This is a genomic window from Bacillus sp. FSL R9-9410 (genome assembly GCF_038050385.1).
GTDB classification, from domain to species: Bacteria; Bacillota; Bacilli; order Bacillales; family Bacillaceae_G; genus Bacillus_A; species Bacillus_A cereus_U.
Map to the genome: position 1 here is coordinate 2,640,145 of NZ_JBBOTV010000001.1, position 18,225 is coordinate 2,658,369.

An 18,225-nucleotide genomic window follows, 5' to 3' on the forward strand; every position below is an offset into this window, starting at 1 on the left:
AGAAAGAGACGGATCTATATTAATGATTCGTCTCTTTCTTTTAGTATCTTAATGTTTCATTTCCTTCTTATTCCACCTCTTTGTACATTTTATTAAACTCTAACTACAGCGCTTCTACTGTTGAAATATCAGCTGGTGCCCACTCTAGATACTTCAAGTTTTTAATGCTAGTCCATTTTAATTCTGCATGTTCAAGAGCCCTTGGTGTACCTAGAACTATTCGTGCTTTATATGTAGTTAAGTGGACAATAATATTCTCATATTCATACTCAACTTCTTCTACTTTTCCTCCAACAGTAATAGTACAATCTAGCTCCTCTTTAATCTCACGAACTAATGCCGCTTGCGGCTCTTCTCCCCTATTTACCTTTCCACCTGGAAACTCCCAGTAGTTTGGTAATGACATTGTAGGAGAGCGTTGTGCACATAAAATGTCATTATTCTCATTGAAAATAATAGCCCCAACAACTGATATTTTTTTCTTCACGTTAGACACATCCTTTTTATATAATTTTTTCGCTAGTTAGAGTTCTAACCATTATTCAAAATCCGGAACTTCTTCTTACATAATTCCACAAAAAAATAACTCTTAATTATTTAGTTTTACGAAAAATATTTTTTTGATGCCAGTTTAAGTATTCTACCTGAATATTATTAAATTCCATATGAAAATCTTCAGGAATTCCTAATGCTGTTTGAATATCTTTATCAATATCTTCAAACAGTACTATCTGCCCTTCGTTATCAAATGTTATAAATCCTTTATCAAATAGCCAATCATGGTTAGGGCATAGTAATAGACCATTATTCTCATCTACTCTTTCAAAATCCGTACAATCTTTCCAGGGCTTTATATGACTAGCAATGAGAAATCTCTTATCTTCTAATCCACATAATGCGCAACCTTCTTGATTTTGAAATAGCTTATTTTTAAATAATGATTGACCTATTCTACTTTTAATAACAATTAACTTTTCTGTATGTTTTATTTCTTCATTTATTTCTTTAATAAAATCCTTTTCAGATTTACTTATTTCACATCTTTGTTTTATATTTTTTCTTTTGTTTTTAGTATAATCTAATTCAATTGGTTCATTTTCTCCTTTTCGAACAACGACAAAGCCCTTCTTTATTAAAAAATTATTTGATTCATCTCCCCCACCAAAATTCCATAACTCATCTTTATTCGCTATATAATTTGCTTCTCTCAGTACTTCTTTCGGCGGATATCTTTTACCATTAAATAATACCTCGAATTTCGTAGACATACGATTAGGCTGTATGCCGTTTTTCTCTAAATAATGAATAGCATTTAATATATTACTCTTTGAAATGTTATTTGGTATCATATGTATCGCCCTCTCACGTCTGCTACATAATTCATTAATTCTTTATGTACTTTAGCCTATATTTGATTACTTATATCGCTCAAGCTTCGCTTTCAACTTTTCCACATCAGTTTTATCATCTAAAACATGTAAACGACGGTGACAGTTTGCACATACACCAACCGTATTATAAATAGTGTCGTGTCCACCTTTTGATAGCCATTCTACATGATGCGATTCCAGATAAGGATTTCCATTCTTATCTGGAAATGGTGCAGGTTGATCACACAATTCACAAAAACCATTAGCACGTTCTTTTGCATATTGTGCAACGTATTCATCACGAACATACGTCTTAGTTGTAGTATTTCTTGTACTACATTTTAAACTCGCCTTTTTTGCCCTCGCTTTTAAAGCTTCACCTTTTAATCTTTCTGCTTTTTTTTGATTACGCTCTTGCTTACTTCTAATAACTTCCTCTGGAACATAAGTTTCTCCATCTATTAACCTCAGCGGAAAAATCCATACATTTCTTTTTTCTTTTTCCTGATCTTCTTGAATCTCTTGATATGGTATCCCTGCGAGTTGAACTCTTCCCCTAAAAAGATGCTTATGGCTGGCAAATGTCTCAAATAAATACACCTTTATATCAGTTTCATTTGATTCATAAAGGGTCTTATTTTGGTTACTTTGTAAAATCTGATCCCCCTTTTTTCCCATGCCGGTATAATGTAATATCTCTCCATCCCATCTATCATAATATAGATCTTTTTCGATCTTAGTAAACAAAACTAGTGAATTAGTTGCATGAGACCTTCTCATTCCCTGATTATTATCACATTTAAAAATATCCATTACTTGTTGATTAGTATAGAAATTCCCTACTTTGAATTTTGAATTTATTTTTTCTTCTATACTAGTAAAGAAATCTATAACTTTTTCTAATTCATATTCGCCCTTCTTTACTACTAAGAGTCCATGTCTCTCCATAGTTCGAAGAGTTTCTCTCGATATCTTAAAATATTCCATAAGCTCTTTGGCTTTTAAGATTCTATTAAATTCCAATTTACTCCACCTTACTTTGCCATATATTTTATTTAACCATTACCACATATTAACATTTAGTTCCTGACAAGATAAAACTTTATATTAAAAAGACGAATTACGTCAATAAATTAACGTAAAAAATATTTTTATCCATTTCTAAAACAATACATTTAACGAATATAACTATTCATTGTTTGGTAATCAAGAATATAAATAGCATCTATGTATATGAAATAGGAAAATTATTATTTCTATTAATTTTAATTATTTAATATAATCATTTCATTTTTTTCTTTTTTATTATAAAATAAGAACAAATGTTCTTATTTTATTTGAATGGAGTGAACAATTTTGTTTCAATCGCAGCCTTACTATACTACACAACTCGAAGACTATATCCAGCACTTGTACCAATCCTTATCTATTTTTGTTCCTGAACAGATTGATATGATTGAGATTGCGAAAAAATTAAATATTTGGATTTATTTTGCACCATTTGGAAGTCATGCCATCGAAAAAAGTGGAATTGCTAGTTTAGTAATTGATAGTCGAAAATCTGAACGTGAACACTGGGAGGATTTCTCCCATGAACTTTGTCACATCCTTTTACACTCTGGCAACCAACTATTTATGCCTAAAATGTTTTTAAGCTATCAAGAAGCTAAAGCAAATAATTTTGCACTACAGTTTTGTATCCCGACTTTTATGCTAAGAAGACTCCCTGTTACCCATTTAGAAACCTTATTTATTGCTGAAACGTTTAATGTCACACTTGAGTTCGCTAAAAGAAGGCTTCTGCACTATGAAAACCAATTACTTGCTAGTAAACTCCATCATACAATCTCTCAACATGCCACAATAATTCAGTAGCTATAAGGAGGATTTACTTATGAACGGATACTTCCACAAACGTGGGGAAAGATGGTCATTTACAATAGATGTCGGTATAGATCCAATGACAGGTAAAAGAAAACAAAAAAGTAAAGGTGGATTTAGAACTAAAAAAGAAGCTCAACATGCTGCTGCAAATATGATTACAGAGATTGAAAAAGGAATGTATTTTGACGACAAACAATTAAGTGTGTTAGATATCTGGGAAAAATTAAAGCCTATTCGTAAAGCTGAGTTAAAAATAACATCTTATGAAAAAGACATAAGCTTAATCAGACTTTATATCCTTCCCACATTTGGCTACAAAAAAATTAAAAGCATTAAGCCTGTAATGATTCAAAGCTATTATGCTGAACTTAAAGAAAAAGGTCTGTCAAATGGTACAATCAGCAATATCCACCGCTGCTTAAGATGCATTTTCAAACACGCTGTAGAATGGGAAATCATACATGATAATATAATGAATAAGGTTAAAAAACCACGTGAAGAGCAAGGTGAGATGAAAACATGGTCTAGCGAAGAATGTAATCGATTCCTCCAGTATTTAAAAGAAAAAAATACCAAGTACCATATGTTCTTCTTACTCGCAATCTATACAGGTATGAGACGCGGAGAATTACTTGCACTAACGTGGAAAGATATTGACTTTGATAATAAACGTATCCTGGTTAATAAATCACTTGTAAAAACAGAAAAAGGACTATTTAAAGCTGCCACAAAAACTAAGTCTTCAAATAGAAGCATTAGCATCTCTTCTTTTGTTATAGGGAATTTGCAATCCTACTATTCCTATAAAAAGAAAGAATTTTTCCGCTGGGGTATACACTTGAATGATGAGGCGTTTATTTTCACCGGCAATACGATACATTCGCCCTTACATATAGATGCTCCCCATCGCTTTTTGAATGATCACTATAAAAAAGCTGGTGTTCCTCGAATTCGTATACACGACTTACGACATACTCACGCTACACTTATGCTTCAGGCTGGAGAACACCCTAAAATCGTACAAGATCGCTTAGGGCATTCCTCTATTCAAATGACTTTAGACAAATATAGTCATATCACACAGAACATGCAGCAACAAGCAGCGGAAAACTTCGAGAGCATAATCAAATCTAATGAAAACACCTGATAAAAAATGAAAAGATTTAATGTGAGCAAAATGTGAGCATCGAGAGAAATCACCACTTAGAAACCTTGATATAATAAGGGTTTCCATACTATCTCGTTGAATCTTGGGAGAAGAATGAGCAGTTTTAGAATTGTTGATTTTAAAAAACATAAAAACCTCAAAAATGCCAAATCCCTTATGTCACAAAGGATTTGGCATTTTTAAGTTTCTAGAAAAACCCGCTAAATATAAAGAGGAATTAAAAGTCATAAATCCGGTACAATACTGTATCCACGCCCAAGGAACTGTCAAATGAAATAACGTGTCTAACTTTTTGGAGTCTATTGACCTTTTCAAATCCCCTTATATTAATGCTCGCTATTAAGACCTTCTCCTTCTAGGACCTACAATTAATTTGATTGCTGTTCTTTCTTGATTATCGATAGTAACCTCTTGAAACGCTGGAACAAGAACCAAGTCAATGCCACTTGGAGCTACAAAACCTCTTGCAATCGCAATTGCTTTAATCGCTTGATTTAAAGAACCAGCTCCAATCACTTGGATTTCTACTTTGCCACTTGCTCTTAGTACGCCCGCTATTGCACCTGCCACTGAATTCGGACTTGATTTTGAGGATACCTTTAATATATTTTCCATGTAAGTTGCTCCCTCTATTATTTAATCTCTCTTTTCTTACTGTTTGAAATATAACTAACGTATCTTTAACTACTATTCGAAATAAATACAAACAATTCTGTATAATTACATTCATTCGATATTTTTTGCCTTCTTCCTGCACAACTACATAAATAAAAAGCGACTACTAAGTTAAAAACTTAATCATCGCTTTATCCATTTCTCTGTTTCACTAAAATGCTGTCCTTTAAATACTTCTCTTCTTTACTTTGGCGATATACTATCTTAAAGTTTAAATACTTCAACATTTTAAAACCTTGGATAGAGTTATCTGCTAAATATTCATCCTTTTTCTTCTCCAAAATTCATTACATAGAATATTCTAACTCCATTTTTTTGAAAACTATATCTCCTCATTAGAGCACTTTATATTATGCCAGCTTTTTATCCCAAATCTATTACCTTATATATGGACAAGTATACACGCCAATTGCTTTTCGATTGCATAAACTACTATGTGTTATACATTTATTAATAATAGGAGGTAATATATTGGGTTCATACTATCATTCTTCAAGTTCATATAAAAGATCTTCATGCCACTCTTCTTCTAGTTCATATAAAAAATGTTCGTGCCATCAATCTTCCAGTTCGTATAAAAAATGTTCATGCGACCATTCACATAAATCATCTAAGCCTGCTTACGGCACTTTTTGGCAAACTGAGTTTATAACTGTTCCTTTTGGCGGTTCTTTTCCGTTTAATCACGTTGGCCCTTTGGCAGGAGGAGTTTCCTTATTAAATCCGACTACTATACAATTTAGTAAAGCTGGTGATTATAGAATTTCTTTCATTTCAAGTATTAACACTACGTTAAATCCTGTATTTCCCCATATTCCAGTCATCACTATATTTTTAAATAATAATCCACTTGCTAATAGTCAAGGTGATTTCGCTTTTCAAATGAATACTTCATCAAATAACGAATGCCTTCAACTAGTTGGCGAAACTATTGTTACGGTGCCTGCTAATTCAACTCTTCAACTTAGAAATAATAGTGGTTTCAATCATCAAAGTATTGTAACTTGTGATAATGGTATAAATTCAGTTGAATTAACAGTTACAAAACTAAGTTAATACTATTCCCTCACATTCAGATGCTAATTCAGCATCTTTTTTATTGCATAACGTTTTTTTGATTCCTATCGTCCTCTTATAGAACATAAACTCCTATTTCACTTTTCTATTCATCTAATAAACATGAAAAAGTGCCGAAATCCTTCTTCCACAAGAATTCGGCACTTTTTTTATTAAAACCGATTCATTCTTTCCTACTTCTCCACATAAACCGATTTAACTATCGTACGATTATAAGGTTGTCCTTCCTTATTCATTCCTTTCATATCAATTGTAACGTTATATACACCTGGCTGTTCTATATTTTTCAAAGCACCTGTAAATGTAGTTGTATTAATGTTTTTCGATTCATTTGATTCAGAAACTAATTTTCCATCTTTATTAATTACTCGTACTGTTACTGAAAGATCGCCTTTCATTTCTGGAGCTACAGGTGATTTTTTGAGTTTATACTCTGCTTTATTTACTTTAACCTTCGCCGGCATTTGAAGGACGAACGGAGCATCTTTTTTGTAATCGGTCACGATTAAATATGCATCTTTCGGCTGCTTCGCCATCATTTTAACTTGCCATTCTCCTGCTTCCATTTTATCAAATTTAAATGTTCTTATAGTGGCTCCTTTAAAGAGAGATTCACCTTCACCAGTAGATACAGCACTATCTTTATTTGTATAAACTTTTCCTTTTGGAGATATTAGTTGTATTTCTACATCTGAAGAAGCTGTTAAAATAGAAACTACCCCTTCTGCTTTTTTATCAACTGCGACAGTTTGTCCTACCCACTCATTTTGTGACAACTCTCCTCCTAAAATAGCTTGATTAGAAGTTGTGTTTAATTGTTCTACCTTATCCTCTGAACTATTGCTCTGGGCTAATAAAGCTGGTACTGGTACATTTACTGTCCGTAAATATGGTTCAATTCGTGCGAAAACGGCTGAACCTTTTCGTATATTATCATGATCAAATCGTGAATCTGTAAATAAATGTGTTCCATATGGTAACTTAGCACTCCATTCGTTCACCAATCCATCATTAGAACCGTATGATGACAAATACAACCCGCCCATAGATAGTGCTGAAAAAACAGGTCCCCAGCTTGTCCCAGTAGCCGTATAGTAACGGTTTAATTTAGCTGCAGGATTATTATCTATTGTAGAACGAAACTTTGCCATTTCACCTATTTGCAATGAATATGTCCCATCATCTTTTTGACCTAATATAGAGGCAAGCCATCCTGCCCACCAACTATATGATAAATCCGCTAAATTGGATCCGTAATGCGGAGTGGCAAGCGTAATAACATTTCCAACAAATCGATTCGCTCCATATCCAACTAACGCAGCTTGTGTATCAATACCACCTTTACTGTGAGCTACAATATTTACTTTTTTGCCAAAATGATTATAAATCTCTTCAAGCTTTTGTGCTAACAATTTTCCATTGTCCCATTGGCTAGCTGATCCTTTCCCCGCGGCATCATATAATTGAATAAATACAGTTTGATAGCCTGCTTTCAAAGCATAATCGTACATATCATTCATCTCATGATATACTGTCTTTCCATACCAACTATCCGCATTACCATTTCTTCCTTGTACAAAGAGAATTGGTGTTTTATTCTCATCATAATTAGCAGGTTTCTGACCTAAAAACCATTCTCCAGGAGTAAATACTTCTTGATTTGGAAAGCCAGTCTTAAGCTCTGTTACAACCTCCGCGTGTACATTTGCACTAAAAACCAGCGGACTCATAAAACAAAGTACAATAAATAATGCGATACTCCTTTTCATAATTCCCATTAACATCCCCCTTTTTCTCCTGAAAGAAAACGCTGCCATTCCGTTGAACACCAATTGTTTTAAATTCCATTTAATCAATTACTTTTACGTTACAATATAATAAGAAATTAATAGCCGCATTCCTTTCTTATCAAACGTTATTCTCTCAACATTTCTTCATTCCTTTTTACAATAAGCGTTTTGAATATTTCTCAATAAAGCTTTCTCTTTACAAAAAAACTGCGTATAAAAGGTCTCTTTAATAACCTTTTATACGCAGCTTCTTTGTTTAAAACTCGATGATGTACTCATCATCATATTTATCGTATTGCAAACCCGCTCCTATTTTGAATTCTGTAACTTGATCTCTTAGAAATGGTGCATCTTCTATTTTACTAGTTGCTATTTCAATCCCATATTTTTTTGTTAAATGCGCTAATTCTATTAAAAACCATTCTCTTCGTAATACGACTGGAATATCATACGTTCGTCTTTTCATATATACTAGCACCTCTTCTATTTTCATTATTGAAAAGAATATCACTTCTACTTTCGATACACTTTTTAAAACTATCGTTCATCATCAAAGGCCAATGAAACATTATAGTATATGCATGTCCGTTTTAAACGTGCTATAGCAAAAATAATATTAAAAAACTTAAAAAGCCTTATTTAGTTTACATAAAAAAATTATGTAATAGTAAAAGGGGAAGGCTTGTCCCTCATCCTTTTACTATCAAAAGCTAAATTAAGAACATCTTGGTACACCTAAAGCTAAGAATAAACCTGCTACTCCTGCTGTAATTGGCACTTTCAACGTAATAACATCGTCTACTTTTGTTACTAAAAAGTAAGCATTCCCTTCTTGTAACACGCAATTCACTAATAATTGAAATTCCATTCAAATCTCCTCCTTTCAATCGATATACTATAATTTATGAAATCTCTTTCAAAATGTAATAGTAAATATATCTATTTTTCCTTATATACAAAATAAATGTTTATACGTCTATTAAAAATATTTAATTTTCTAAATTAATATAAAACGTGTAATATCCAATAAATCCCTATATAATCAATGGAGAAAATCTTACAAATGGAGGTATGAAAATGGAAGTTTTGAGTAATATTGGTGTAGCTTTATTTTTTATAGCTTTTATTCTTTTAATCTTATGTATCATTTCATTCTTTAAGAAAAATGGAAAAGCAAAACAATATGGTCGTCCTACTGTTATTCTTTTTATGATTTCAATTATATTAATAATGACTGGCTCAACAAAATCTGAACACCCAGTCGTAGAATTTTTTTCTACTTTAAGTTTCATTCTATTTATATTTTTCCTTGTTCTAGCAATCTTATCTGTAATTAAGAAAACCGGTGTAGCAAAAAAGCAATTTATAATTACAGCTGTTTTATTTGTCATTTTTGTTGCGCTATCAGGTATTTCAAGTCCTTCTTCTGAAAAAACGACAGCAACGAATAAACAAGTCGCTTCTAATAGTGAAGAGAAAAAAGATGACAAAAAGAAAAAGGAAGTAGAAAAGAAAGAAGCGGACGAAAAAACTCGTAAACAACAAGAAGATGAAAAACGCCAAGCCGAAGAGCAAGCTCTTAAGCAAGAAGATGAAAAGCGTCTAGCTGATGAACAAGCTCGTAAACAACAAGAAGAGCAAAAACGTCTAGCTGATGAACAGGCTCGTAAACAACAAGAAGAGCAAAAACGTCTAGCTGATGAACAGGCTCGTAAACAACAAGAAGAGCAAAAACGCCAGGCTGATGAACAAGCTCGTAAACAACAAGAAGCGCAAAAACGCCAGGCTGATGAACAAGCTCGCAAACAACAAGAAGAGCAAAAACGCCAGGCTGATGAACAAGCTCGTAAACAACAAGAAGAGCAGCAAAAAGCACAGCAAGCTCAAACACAACCAGCTGCAAGTAACAATAGTAATGTAACTTACAAAAATTGTACTGAAGTTAAAAATGCTGGAAAAGCTCCATTATATAGAGATCAACCAGGTTATAGCTCTAAACTTGATCGTGATGGCGATGGAGTTGCATGTGAAAAATAGTAGTAAAAAAGAAGCTTCTAGTAAGCTTCTTTTTTTATTATCAGAAACTATTGCGACGAATTACCCTCCCTCTCCCTTTTATAAAACTCATTTTATTATTCTCAAAAATGACACATAAAAAGTGATTTCAATCACCACATTGATTTTAAATTATCGCTATTCTTGATTTAGATATTACATTTAAACTTTATGGAGGCATTCATATGAAACATACATTTACTGAAACTTCAATTATCGGTGAGATTGTAACACAATTTCCGAAAGCTAGTGATCTTTTTAAATCATATAGAATAGATTTTTGTTGTGGTGGTAATAAGCCACTTATTGATGCAATTAATGAAAGAAATTTATCAGCATCAGAGGTAATAACAGAGTTAAATACGCTTTATCATAAAACAAAACTATTAAACGAATCTGAAATTGATTGGAAAGATGCTTCTTATCAAGAATTGATTGATTATGTTGTAAATAAGCACCATCGCTATTTAAATGAAGAATTGCCACAGTTAAGTCCATATGTGACGAAAGTATTACGCGTTCATGGGGTAAGTCAGCCTCATTTAGCTCAAATTCATAAACTATTTCATGAACTTAAAATTGAATTAGAACAACATTTAATTAAAGAAGAAACGGAAGATTTCCCATTAATTTTAGCATTTGAACAAAATCCGACTGATGAAAATTATGCAAAATTACGTATAGTAGTAGACGAATTAGAAAGGGAACATAACCACGCTGGCAATATTATTAAAGAACTTCGTAAGGTGACAAATGACTTTACTCCACCAGAAGGAGCTTGCGGCACTTATCGCCTTGTTTACCAGCGCCTTGAAGCCATTGAATCTGATTTATTTGAGCATATTCATTTAGAAAATAATATTTTATTTCCACGTGCAATTTCAAGAGCATAAATAAAGTGCAGGACATGAGTATAAATGCTCATGTCCTGCTTTTTCATTGTGTGAAAAATATTTATACTTCTCCTCCCCCTCTACCCATATAACCAAATTCCCTTTCGCTTCTCCCTCCACATAAATCCGAATTTTAACAATTTGTGAATCATTATAAAAATGTGATAAATATCACATCTCCCTCTTTTTTAATTTTCTATAATGGAAATATAATTCTTTGTTCAATTTTTCACATAGAAAGGGAAATGAATATGAAAAAACGTTTAGTTATGATCGGGAATGGTATGGCTGGCATACGCTGTATGGAAGAAATATTAAAACATGATAGTGATTTATATAATATTACTATTTTTGGAGATGAACCACATCCAAACTACAATCGCATTATGCTCTCTCATGTTCTGCAGGGAAAAACAAATATGCAAGATATCATTATGAACGAATATAGTTGGTACGAAGAAAATGAAATAACTTTATATACAAACGAGAGAGTTCAAAGTATTGACCGAGAAGAAAAAATCATTGTTACAGAAACAAATCGTACTCTTACATACGACAAACTCATTATCGCAACAGGTTCTAGTGCTTTTATTTTGCCAGTTGAAGGTTCCACCCTTCCTGGTGTGACTGGATTTCGAACAATTGAAGATACACAATTTATGATTAATACTGCTAAAGATAAGAAAAAGGCCGTTGTCATTGGTGGTGGATTACTTGGTTTAGAAGCCGCAAGAGGTCTTATTGACTTAGGAATGGACGTACATATTGTTCATTTAATGCCGAGCTTAATGGAGCAACAATTAGATGCCAAAGCTGCTTCTCTATTGCGTGAAGATTTAGAAGCGCAAGGCATGAATTTTCTCATGGAAAAGAAAACTGTAAAGATTCTTGGTACAGATCATGTTGAGGGTATCCAATTTGAAGATGGTGAAATTGTAAATTGTGATTTAATCGTAATGGCTGTCGGAATACGTCCGAATACTCAAATAGCAAAAGATGCTAGTTTAATTGTAAATCGCGGCATTGTAGTTAACGACTATATGCAAACAAATGATGCATCCATTTATGCCGTTGGAGAATGTGCGGAACATGACGGTATCGCATATGGACTTGTTGCCCCTCTTTATGAGCAAGGCGCAATATTAGCAAAACATATAACGAATTTACAAACGGATGGATATGCGGGCAGCATCGTCGGTACGCAATTAAAAGTTGCAGGTTGTGATTTATTCTCTGCTGGTCAAATTTATGAAGATGATCAAACGAAAGCAATTTCAATCTTTGATGAATGTAAACGTTCCTATAAAAAAGTATTAATTCGTGACAATAAAGTCGTCGGTATCGTTTTATATGGTGATGCAACTGATGGTACACGCCTCTTTAGCATGTTAAAGAAAGAAGAAGATATACAAGAATATACAGCCGCTTCCCTTCTTCACAAAGCTGGTGAAGAAAGTGAACTTGACGTTGCTACAATGAGTGCGGATGACACAATTTGTGGATGTAATGGCGTTACGAAAGGTACAATCGTTCATGCCATTTTAGAACAAGAGTTAACTACTTTTGAAGAAGTTAAAGGATGCACGAAAGCCGCAGGGTCTTGTGGTAAATGTCGTCCGCTTGTAGAACAAGTTTTATCTCATACACTTGGAGATGCATTTGATGCCGCTGCACAATCTGCTGGTATGTGCGGATGTACAACTTTATCACGTGATGAAGTCGTAGCAGCCATTCACGAGAAAGGTTTAAAATCTCCAAAAGAAGTACGAAATGTTCTTGGTTTTGCCCATGAAGACGGCTGTTCAAAATGTCGTCCTGCTTTAAATTACTATTTACGTATGGCGATTCCGGAAGAATATGTAGATGATAAATCATCCCGTTACGTTAATGAAAGAATGAATGGTAACATCCAGCATGATGGTACATTCTCTGTTATTCCACGTATGTACGGAGGCGTTACAACCGCAGATGATTTAATGAAAATTGCTGAAGTTGCGAAAAAGTACGATGTTCCTCTTGTGAAAATTACAGGTGCAAGCCGAATCGGCTTATATGGTGTTAAGAAACAAGATTTACCTAACGTATGGGCTGACTTAAATATGACTTCTGGATATGCGTACTCAAAATCGCTTCGTAATGTAAAATCATGTGTTGGTTCTCGCTTCTGTCGTTTCGGTACGAAAGATTCATTAGGACTTGGTATGCTCCTTGAACAGTCATTAGAAATGGTAGATACACCTCATAAAATGAAAATGGGTGTAACAGGTTGTCCACGTAACTGTGCGGAAGTACTTACGAAAGATTTCGGCGTTGTGTGTGTTGAAAATGGATTCCAACTTTATATCGGCGGAAATGGTGGTACGGAAGTACGCGAGGCTGATTTTGTAATGATCGTCCCTACTGAAGACGATGTCCTTCGCATCGCTACAGCTTACATGCAATATTATCGTGAAACTGGTATTTACGGGGAGCGTACTGCCTATTGGACAGAACGATTAGGCTTCGATCATATAAAAGAAATACTACAAGATACAAGTATGGTCACGATGTTAAATGATCGTTTCCAAACCGCTCGTAGCACATATACGGAAGCTTGGGGACAAGCACTAGAAACGAAGTCTTTAAAAGCGATGTATGAAGTAGAAACTGTGAAATAAGGAGCTGTGATCTATATGATACAAACGAAAGAAAAAATAAAAGTTATGCGTGCAGAAGATCTTCCTATTCAAATCGGTAAAGAGGTACAAATGAAAGGTATGTCTATCGCCCTATTCCGCCTTTCAAATGGCGATATTCGAGCTGTAGAAAATCGTTGTCCTCATAAAAACGGACCATTAGCCGAAGGAATTGTATCTGGTGAATTCGTTTTTTGTCCACTACATGATTGGAAAATTTCATTACTAACAGGTGAAGTTCAAAAACCTGATGACGGCTGTATCCAAACATACGAAGTAGAAGTTATTGATGGTGACATTTATATAAAGTGAAACTTTAATCAGCAGGGATTGGTTCATCCCCCGCTGATTATTAGTTGAACCAATCGGGCTTTTACGGGCAGTTGATCCCCACCTAACTACTTTGCTTTCGCTGAATTTTGAGGTAGGGGTCTTACTGCCCGTTAATGCGGGATAAACATGTAATTTACGAAAGGAAGCCTCCCCTGGCTTCCTTTTAAAGAAAAATAGACGAGGTGCGAATATGAACGGATATGTATATTTAGTTGGTGCAGGACCAGGTGATGAAGGGCTTATTACAAAAAAAGCGATAGATTGCTTAAAGCGTGCAGATATTGTCTTATATGACCGCTTATTGAACCCTACTTTTCTTAGTTATACAAAGCAAACTTGTGAACTTATTTATTGCGGAAAAATGCCGAAAAATCATACTATGCGACAAGAAATGATTAACGCCCACCTTCTTCAATTTGCGAAAGAAGGAAAAATCGTTGTCCGCTTAAAAGGCGGAGATCCATCTATTTTCGGCAGAGTTGGTGAAGAAGCAGAAACTTTAGCAGCAGCGAACATTCCATACGAGATTGTGCCAGGTATTACAGCTAGCATCGCCGCTAGTAGCTATGCAGGTATCCCCCTCACCCACCGCAACTACAGTAATAGTGTAACTTTACTAACTGGACATTCAAAAGGTCCTTTAACCGATCATGGAAAATACAATTCATCCCACAATAGCGACACGATCGCCTATTATATGGGTATAAAAAACTTACCTACAATTTGTGAAAGCTTACTACAAGCAGGAAAAAAAGAAGATACGCCTGTAGCAGTCATTGAATGGGGTACAACTGGAAAGCAGCGCGTTGTCACAGGGACTCTAGCAACTATTGTTCATAACGTCAAAACCGAAAATATTTCTAATCCTTCCATGACGATTGTTGGTGATGTCGTTTCCTTACGTAACCAAATCGCTTGGAAAGAACATAAACCATTGCATGGCAAAAAGGTATTATTTGCATCTGCAACAAATAAAGAAAGTTCAATAAAACAAACGTTACAAGAATCCGGTGCAGAAATATATCAAATTCCAACTTTCAAAAAAGAAAAATACACATTAACATTTGAACAAATTAATGAAATTTTCAGTGTTGATCGCATTGCATTTTGTTCAGCTGAAAGTGTAGAAATCTTAATGCGGTCATGTAGTAAGCATCATAAAGATATTCGTTCCTTACAGGCAGAACTGCAATATATGAACCTTCCTGTTCAAGAAAAGCTTATGCAGTATGGATTGTTAAGTAAACCTGCAGCGTTTTCTTTAGAAACAACTGTCTATTTAGGCCGGAATATAAACCGAATTGCTTTCATTCAAGAAAAAATTGGTGCGGGCTCCTATATGATGACTCATGAGTATACAATCGATAATCGCTTCGATGAAATTCATTCACGTATGCTTTCTGAATTCTCATGGGATAGTATTGTATTTGAAGGGCGTGCTTCAATTGATACGTTTCTAGAAGAAGTAAAGCGTCTTGGATTTATGCATGTTCTTACTCTTCCATTCTCGTATACCGACGTTCCAACTTTGCACTATGCAAATAAAGTCGGGTTACATAACATTGATCATCCATTACAAGAAATTATTATGAAGAAGGATCTGGTGGCACGATGAAAGGAATTGTATATGTTGGACACGGTAGTCGACTGCAAGAAGGGAACGAACAATTCACTCACTTTATTCAATCAGTTATGACAGAGCGTAACGAAAGGATTCAAAAAATAGCTTTTCTTGAACTAACAACACCTACCATTCAAGATGCAGTTACAGAAACAATACTAGAGGGAGCAACTGAAATAATGATAGTTCCTGTTTTATTATTTGCAGCAGCTCACTATAAACGTGATATTCCTTTTGAGATAGAGCAAATGCAAAAGAAATATCCACATATAAATTTTTCAGTTGCACCACCTTTTAGTACGCATCCACATATGGTTGAACTTGTAGTTAAAAAAATACGTGAAGCTATGCCAATGCAAGACAGTAGAATTATACTCGTTGGCCGAGGTAGTAGTGATCCTCAGCCTATATATGAGTTACAACAAATTGGAGCAGCTGCCGGCCGAAAACTCGGTATGCCATTATCTTGTTCCTTTTTAACGAAAGGAGCGCCCTCTTTTACTGCTGAGCTCAAGACGATAACATCGACTGCGTCACATGTATATGTCATGCCGTACCTTCTCTTTACCGGATTGTTGCTCCAGAAAATTAAATTACATACCAAAAAGTATGATCACGTTACAACTTGCAACTGCCTTCAGTTTGATACATACATGAAGTTAACATTATTAGAACGAATGGAGGAATGTGTGTATGTATAGCATGTACCCTCTTATGTTTAATCTAAATAAAAAAGTGGTTGTTATAGTTGGTGGAGGTAAAATTGCATATCGAAAAGCGTCTGGATTAAAGGATACAGGCGCTTTTGTCACGGTTGTCAGCCCGGAAATTTGCGAGGAAATGAAGGAGCTTCCTTATATTACATGGAAGCAAAAAACTTTTACTAATGATGATATTAAAGATGCCCATCTTATTTATGCCGCAACAAATCAACATACTGTAAACATGATGGTCAAGCAAGCCTCCCATGATTTCCAATGGGTTAACGTTGTAAGTGACGGTACAGAATCATCTTTTCACACACCTGGTATCATACGAAATGATGAATATGTTGTCAGTATTTCAACTTCAGGTAAAGATCCATCGTTTACAAAGCGTATGAAAAAGGAATTAACATCTATACTCCCTAAACTTATAAAAAAGCTTTCTCGTACTCATAAAGTGAAACTATAATCAGTGGGGGTTTTGTTCATCACCCACTGATTATTAGCCCTCACCAATCGGGCTTTTACGGGCAGTAAAACTCCCACCTAACTTCCTCGCATGTGCCGAATTTTGAGGTGGGAGTTTTACTGCCCGTTAGCGGGACAAATTGTAATCTATCTCTTAGCTAAAATATTAATTACCTTTGGACAAACGTTCTTTTAGATCCGTTTGTTCTTTTTATTATTAAACAAGTAAAAGGTCGTTATCCATAGAACGATCTTGATAAAACAATTCATTTTCTCTCGTGTTCAAGTATAAAAAAGGATGCCTCTACTAGACACCCTCTTTCCCTCTTAATTATTCTTTAACATTACTAACATCTTCTCTTGACTATACATCCACACTGTAATGATTAAACAAGCAAGTGCGACTTCTGATAATGCCATAAATCCAATTGCATAATGACCTGTTAGTTGGAATAGTAACGTTAAAATTAATGGTGGGAAGAACCCTCCTAGTCCACCTAAAGCTGACACAACCCCATTTACAATACCTGCTTGTTCAGAGAAGTACATTGGAACGAGCTTAAAGATTGTACCATTTCCAATACCTGCACAGAATGCGACTAGTAAGCAACCAAATGTATACACGTTCATACTAGGCATAAATGATAAAATAATACCCGATAGTGTTAAACCGATAAATACGGAGATTAATATTTTAAATGGATTAAATTTATCACCGAGCCAACCACCAATTGGGCGCATCATTGTTGCTAATACGATGAATCCTGCTGTCCGCATACCTGCATCTACTTTCTCTAATCCGAAATGAGATACTAAAAAGTTTGGTAAGTATACCGTAAATGCGACAAATGATCCGAATGTTAAAAAGTAAAAGATACATAAAAACCAAAGTTTTTCATTTTTATATACACCTTTTATTTGTTCCATTAATGGTGTATTCACCTTTTTCTCCTTACGATCACCTAATAAAAAGTTCATAAGTGCAAATGCTGCAAGTAAAACTAAATAACACTGTACTGTTGTTCTCCAGCCAAATGAAGTTGCAATTACAGGTGCTAAAAAAGAAGTAATTGCTGTTCCGGCGTTACCTACACCATAAATACCATTTACAAAGCCGTGACTCTCTTTTGGGAAGTACTTTGGTAAAGAAGTTACCCCTACGGAGAAAACAGCTCCACCGATTCCTACAAATAAGCCACCAATAATTAAATCCATCATAGAATTGGCAACGCTAATATAAAAGACAGGGAATAATAGAAGAATAAAACTCACAAAAAACAATTTTCTTGCTCCGAAACGATTAGTCCAATAACCAATTGGAATGCGAAGAATAGAACCTAAAATAACGGGTACTGCTGTGACCATAGAAATTTGTCCCGCAGTTAATGGAATATCCGCTTTAATATACGGCATTAATGATGATAAAATGACCCATACCATAAAACCAATAACTAGATTAGAAGTTTGTAAACTTAATTGAAAATTAGGACTTTTCATCCTGTTCCCTCCTAT

General features: G+C 34.5%; 18 protein-coding genes. 10 read left to right on the plus strand and 8 right to left on the minus strand.

The genetic code is table 11. The features are described 5' to 3' along the window. Positions 1-103 precede the first annotated feature (103 nt). The 3 genes from MKX77_RS13715 to MKX77_RS13725 all read right to left on the minus strand — a co-directional run bounded on the left by MKX77_RS13715 (position 104) and on the right by MKX77_RS13725 (position 2,393). The gene (locus MKX77_RS13715; protein ID WP_097854330.1) at positions 104-487 is read right to left on the minus strand and encodes a (deoxy)nucleoside triphosphate pyrophosphohydrolase; all 384 of its coding nucleotides are present in this window, start codon (positions 485-487) and stop codon (positions 104-106) included. Between the two features lie 106 nt (positions 488-593). Then, positions 594-1,349 (minus strand): HNH endonuclease, encoded by a 756-nt coding sequence (locus tag MKX77_RS13720; protein WP_097854331.1) that lies wholly within the window; start codon positions 1,347-1,349, stop codon positions 594-596. A 66-nt stretch (positions 1,350-1,415) separates the two neighbouring features. Next, the gene (locus tag MKX77_RS13725) at positions 1,416-2,393 is read right to left on the minus strand and encodes an HNH endonuclease (protein ID WP_257130373.1); all 978 of its coding nucleotides are present in this window, start codon (positions 2,391-2,393) and stop codon (positions 1,416-1,418) included. A 333-nt stretch (positions 2,394-2,726) separates the two neighbouring features. Here MKX77_RS13725 and MKX77_RS13730 point away from each other — a divergent pair, with 333 nt between their 5' ends. Together MKX77_RS13730 and MKX77_RS13735 are read left to right on the plus strand one after the other, a co-directional pair. Further along, the gene (locus MKX77_RS13730) at positions 2,727-3,245 is read left to right on the plus strand and encodes an ImmA/IrrE family metallo-endopeptidase (RefSeq protein WP_097854332.1); all 519 of its coding nucleotides are present in this window, start codon (positions 2,727-2,729) and stop codon (positions 3,243-3,245) included. A 19-nt stretch (positions 3,246-3,264) separates the two neighbouring features. Continuing rightward, on the plus strand, positions 3,265-4,401 hold the full coding sequence (locus tag MKX77_RS13735) for a site-specific integrase (RefSeq protein ID WP_341306938.1): 1,137 nt from the start codon (positions 3,265-3,267) through the stop codon (positions 4,399-4,401). 360 nt (positions 4,402-4,761) lie between these two features. Here the strand turns inward: MKX77_RS13735 and MKX77_RS13740 are convergent, their stop codons facing one another. Continuing rightward, positions 4,762-5,037: a stage V sporulation protein S gene (locus MKX77_RS13740; RefSeq protein WP_002035358.1), complete on the minus strand. Its 276-nt coding sequence runs from the start codon at positions 5,035-5,037 to the stop codon at positions 4,762-4,764. Between the two features lie 531 nt (positions 5,038-5,568). Here MKX77_RS13740 and MKX77_RS13745 point away from each other — a divergent pair. Next, the gene (locus MKX77_RS13745; protein WP_002127124.1) at positions 5,569-6,153 is read left to right on the plus strand and encodes a hypothetical protein; all 585 of its coding nucleotides are present in this window, start codon (positions 5,569-5,571) and stop codon (positions 6,151-6,153) included. A 194-nt stretch (positions 6,154-6,347) separates the two neighbouring features. Here the strand turns inward: MKX77_RS13745 and MKX77_RS13750 are convergent, their stop codons facing one another. The 3 genes from MKX77_RS13750 to exsG form a co-directional block, all read right to left on the minus strand. Continuing rightward, complete coding sequence (locus MKX77_RS13750; protein WP_002165906.1) at positions 6,348-7,958, minus strand: lipase family alpha/beta hydrolase; 1,611 nt, start codon at positions 7,956-7,958, stop codon at positions 6,348-6,350. A gap of 262 nt (positions 7,959-8,220) precedes the next feature. Continuing rightward, positions 8,221-8,430, minus strand: a complete 210-nt coding sequence (locus tag MKX77_RS13755; RefSeq protein WP_002085943.1) for a hypothetical protein — start codon at positions 8,428-8,430, stop codon at positions 8,221-8,223. A 249-nt stretch (positions 8,431-8,679) separates the two neighbouring features. Continuing rightward, entirely contained in the window at positions 8,680-8,832 is a 153-nt protein-coding gene (gene exsG / locus MKX77_RS13760) for an exosporium protein ExsG (RefSeq protein WP_000395676.1), read from the minus strand. A 209-nt stretch (positions 8,833-9,041) separates the two neighbouring features. Here exsG and MKX77_RS13765 point away from each other — a divergent pair, with 209 nt between their 5' ends. The 7 genes from MKX77_RS13765 (at position 9,042) to MKX77_RS13795 (ending at position 16,714) form a co-directional block, all read left to right on the plus strand. Continuing rightward, entirely contained in the window at positions 9,042-10,001 is a 960-nt protein-coding gene (locus MKX77_RS13765; RefSeq protein WP_341306939.1) for an excalibur calcium-binding domain-containing protein, read from the plus strand. Positions 10,002-10,204: 203 nt separating this feature from the next. Beyond that, positions 10,205-10,912: an iron-sulfur cluster repair di-iron protein gene (gene ric, locus MKX77_RS13770; RefSeq protein ID WP_341306940.1), complete on the plus strand. Its 708-nt coding sequence runs from the start codon at positions 10,205-10,207 to the stop codon at positions 10,910-10,912. A gap of 251 nt (positions 10,913-11,163) precedes the next feature. After that, positions 11,164-13,569 carry an NADPH-nitrite reductase large subunit gene (nirB, locus tag MKX77_RS13775; protein WP_341306941.1) on the plus strand — a complete coding sequence of 802 codons (2,406 nt, stop codon included), beginning with the start codon at positions 11,164-11,166 and terminating at the stop codon, positions 13,567-13,569. A gap of 15 nt (positions 13,570-13,584) precedes the next feature. Beyond that, on the plus strand, positions 13,585-13,899 hold the full coding sequence (gene nirD, locus MKX77_RS13780) for a nitrite reductase small subunit NirD (protein ID WP_002127109.1): 315 nt from the start codon (positions 13,585-13,587) through the stop codon (positions 13,897-13,899). A gap of 211 nt (positions 13,900-14,110) precedes the next feature. Next, the gene (locus MKX77_RS13785) at positions 14,111-15,535 is read left to right on the plus strand and encodes a uroporphyrin-III C-methyltransferase (RefSeq protein ID WP_341306942.1); all 1,425 of its coding nucleotides are present in this window, start codon (positions 14,111-14,113) and stop codon (positions 15,533-15,535) included. Beyond that, a complete protein-coding gene (locus MKX77_RS13790) occupies positions 15,532-16,242 on the plus strand; it encodes a sirohydrochlorin chelatase (RefSeq protein ID WP_341306943.1) in 711 nt (236 codons plus the stop codon). Before MKX77_RS13785 ends, MKX77_RS13790 begins: the two co-directional genes overlap by 4 nt. Next, positions 16,235-16,714 (plus strand): precorrin-2 dehydrogenase, encoded by a 480-nt coding sequence (locus tag MKX77_RS13795; protein WP_341306944.1) that lies wholly within the window; start codon positions 16,235-16,237, stop codon positions 16,712-16,714. The genes MKX77_RS13790 and MKX77_RS13795 overlap by 8 nt, the downstream gene beginning before the upstream one ends. A gap of 326 nt (positions 16,715-17,040) precedes the next feature. Here the strand turns inward: MKX77_RS13795 and narK are convergent, their stop codons facing one another. After that, positions 17,041-18,210: a nitrate transporter NarK gene (gene narK, locus MKX77_RS13800; protein WP_341306945.1), complete on the minus strand. Its 1,170-nt coding sequence runs from the start codon at positions 18,208-18,210 to the stop codon at positions 17,041-17,043. Positions 18,211-18,225: the final 15 nt, after the last annotated feature.

Excerpts from the sequence above, each read along its gene's own strand:
- MKX77_RS13795 (WP_341306944.1), top strand. The coding sequence starts at position 16,235 with ATGTATAGCATGTACCCTCTTATGTTTAATCTAAATAAAAAAGTGGTT.
- nirB (WP_341306941.1), top strand. The coding sequence starts at position 11,164 with ATGAAAAAACGTTTAGTTATGATCGGGAATGGTATGGCTGGCATACGC.
- nirD (WP_002127109.1), top strand. The coding sequence starts at position 13,585 with ATGATACAAACGAAAGAAAAAATAAAAGTTATGCGTGCAGAAGATCTT.
- narK (WP_341306945.1), bottom strand. The coding sequence starts at position 18,210 with ATGAAAAGTCCTAATTTTCAATTAAGTTTACAAACTTCTAATCTAGTT.
- MKX77_RS13720 (WP_097854331.1), bottom strand. The coding sequence starts at position 1,349 with ATGATACCAAATAACATTTCAAAGAGTAATATATTAAATGCTATTCAT.
- MKX77_RS13765 (WP_341306939.1), top strand. The coding sequence starts at position 9,042 with ATGGAAGTTTTGAGTAATATTGGTGTAGCTTTATTTTTTATAGCTTTT.
- exsG (WP_000395676.1), bottom strand. The coding sequence starts at position 8,832 with ATGGAATTTCAATTATTAGTGAATTGCGTGTTACAAGAAGGGAATGCT.
- MKX77_RS13755 (WP_002085943.1), bottom strand. The coding sequence starts at position 8,430 with ATGAAAAGACGAACGTATGATATTCCAGTCGTATTACGAAGAGAATGG.
- MKX77_RS13750 (WP_002165906.1), bottom strand. The coding sequence starts at position 7,958 with ATGTTAATGGGAATTATGAAAAGGAGTATCGCATTATTTATTGTACTT.
- MKX77_RS13740 (WP_002035358.1), bottom strand. The coding sequence starts at position 5,037 with ATGGAAAATATATTAAAGGTATCCTCAAAATCAAGTCCGAATTCAGTG.
- MKX77_RS13790 (WP_341306943.1), top strand. The coding sequence starts at position 15,532 with ATGAAAGGAATTGTATATGTTGGACACGGTAGTCGACTGCAAGAAGGG.
- MKX77_RS13785 (WP_341306942.1), top strand. The coding sequence starts at position 14,111 with ATGAACGGATATGTATATTTAGTTGGTGCAGGACCAGGTGATGAAGGG.
- MKX77_RS13735 (WP_341306938.1), top strand. The coding sequence starts at position 3,265 with ATGAACGGATACTTCCACAAACGTGGGGAAAGATGGTCATTTACAATA.
- ric (WP_341306940.1), top strand. The coding sequence starts at position 10,205 with ATGAAACATACATTTACTGAAACTTCAATTATCGGTGAGATTGTAACA.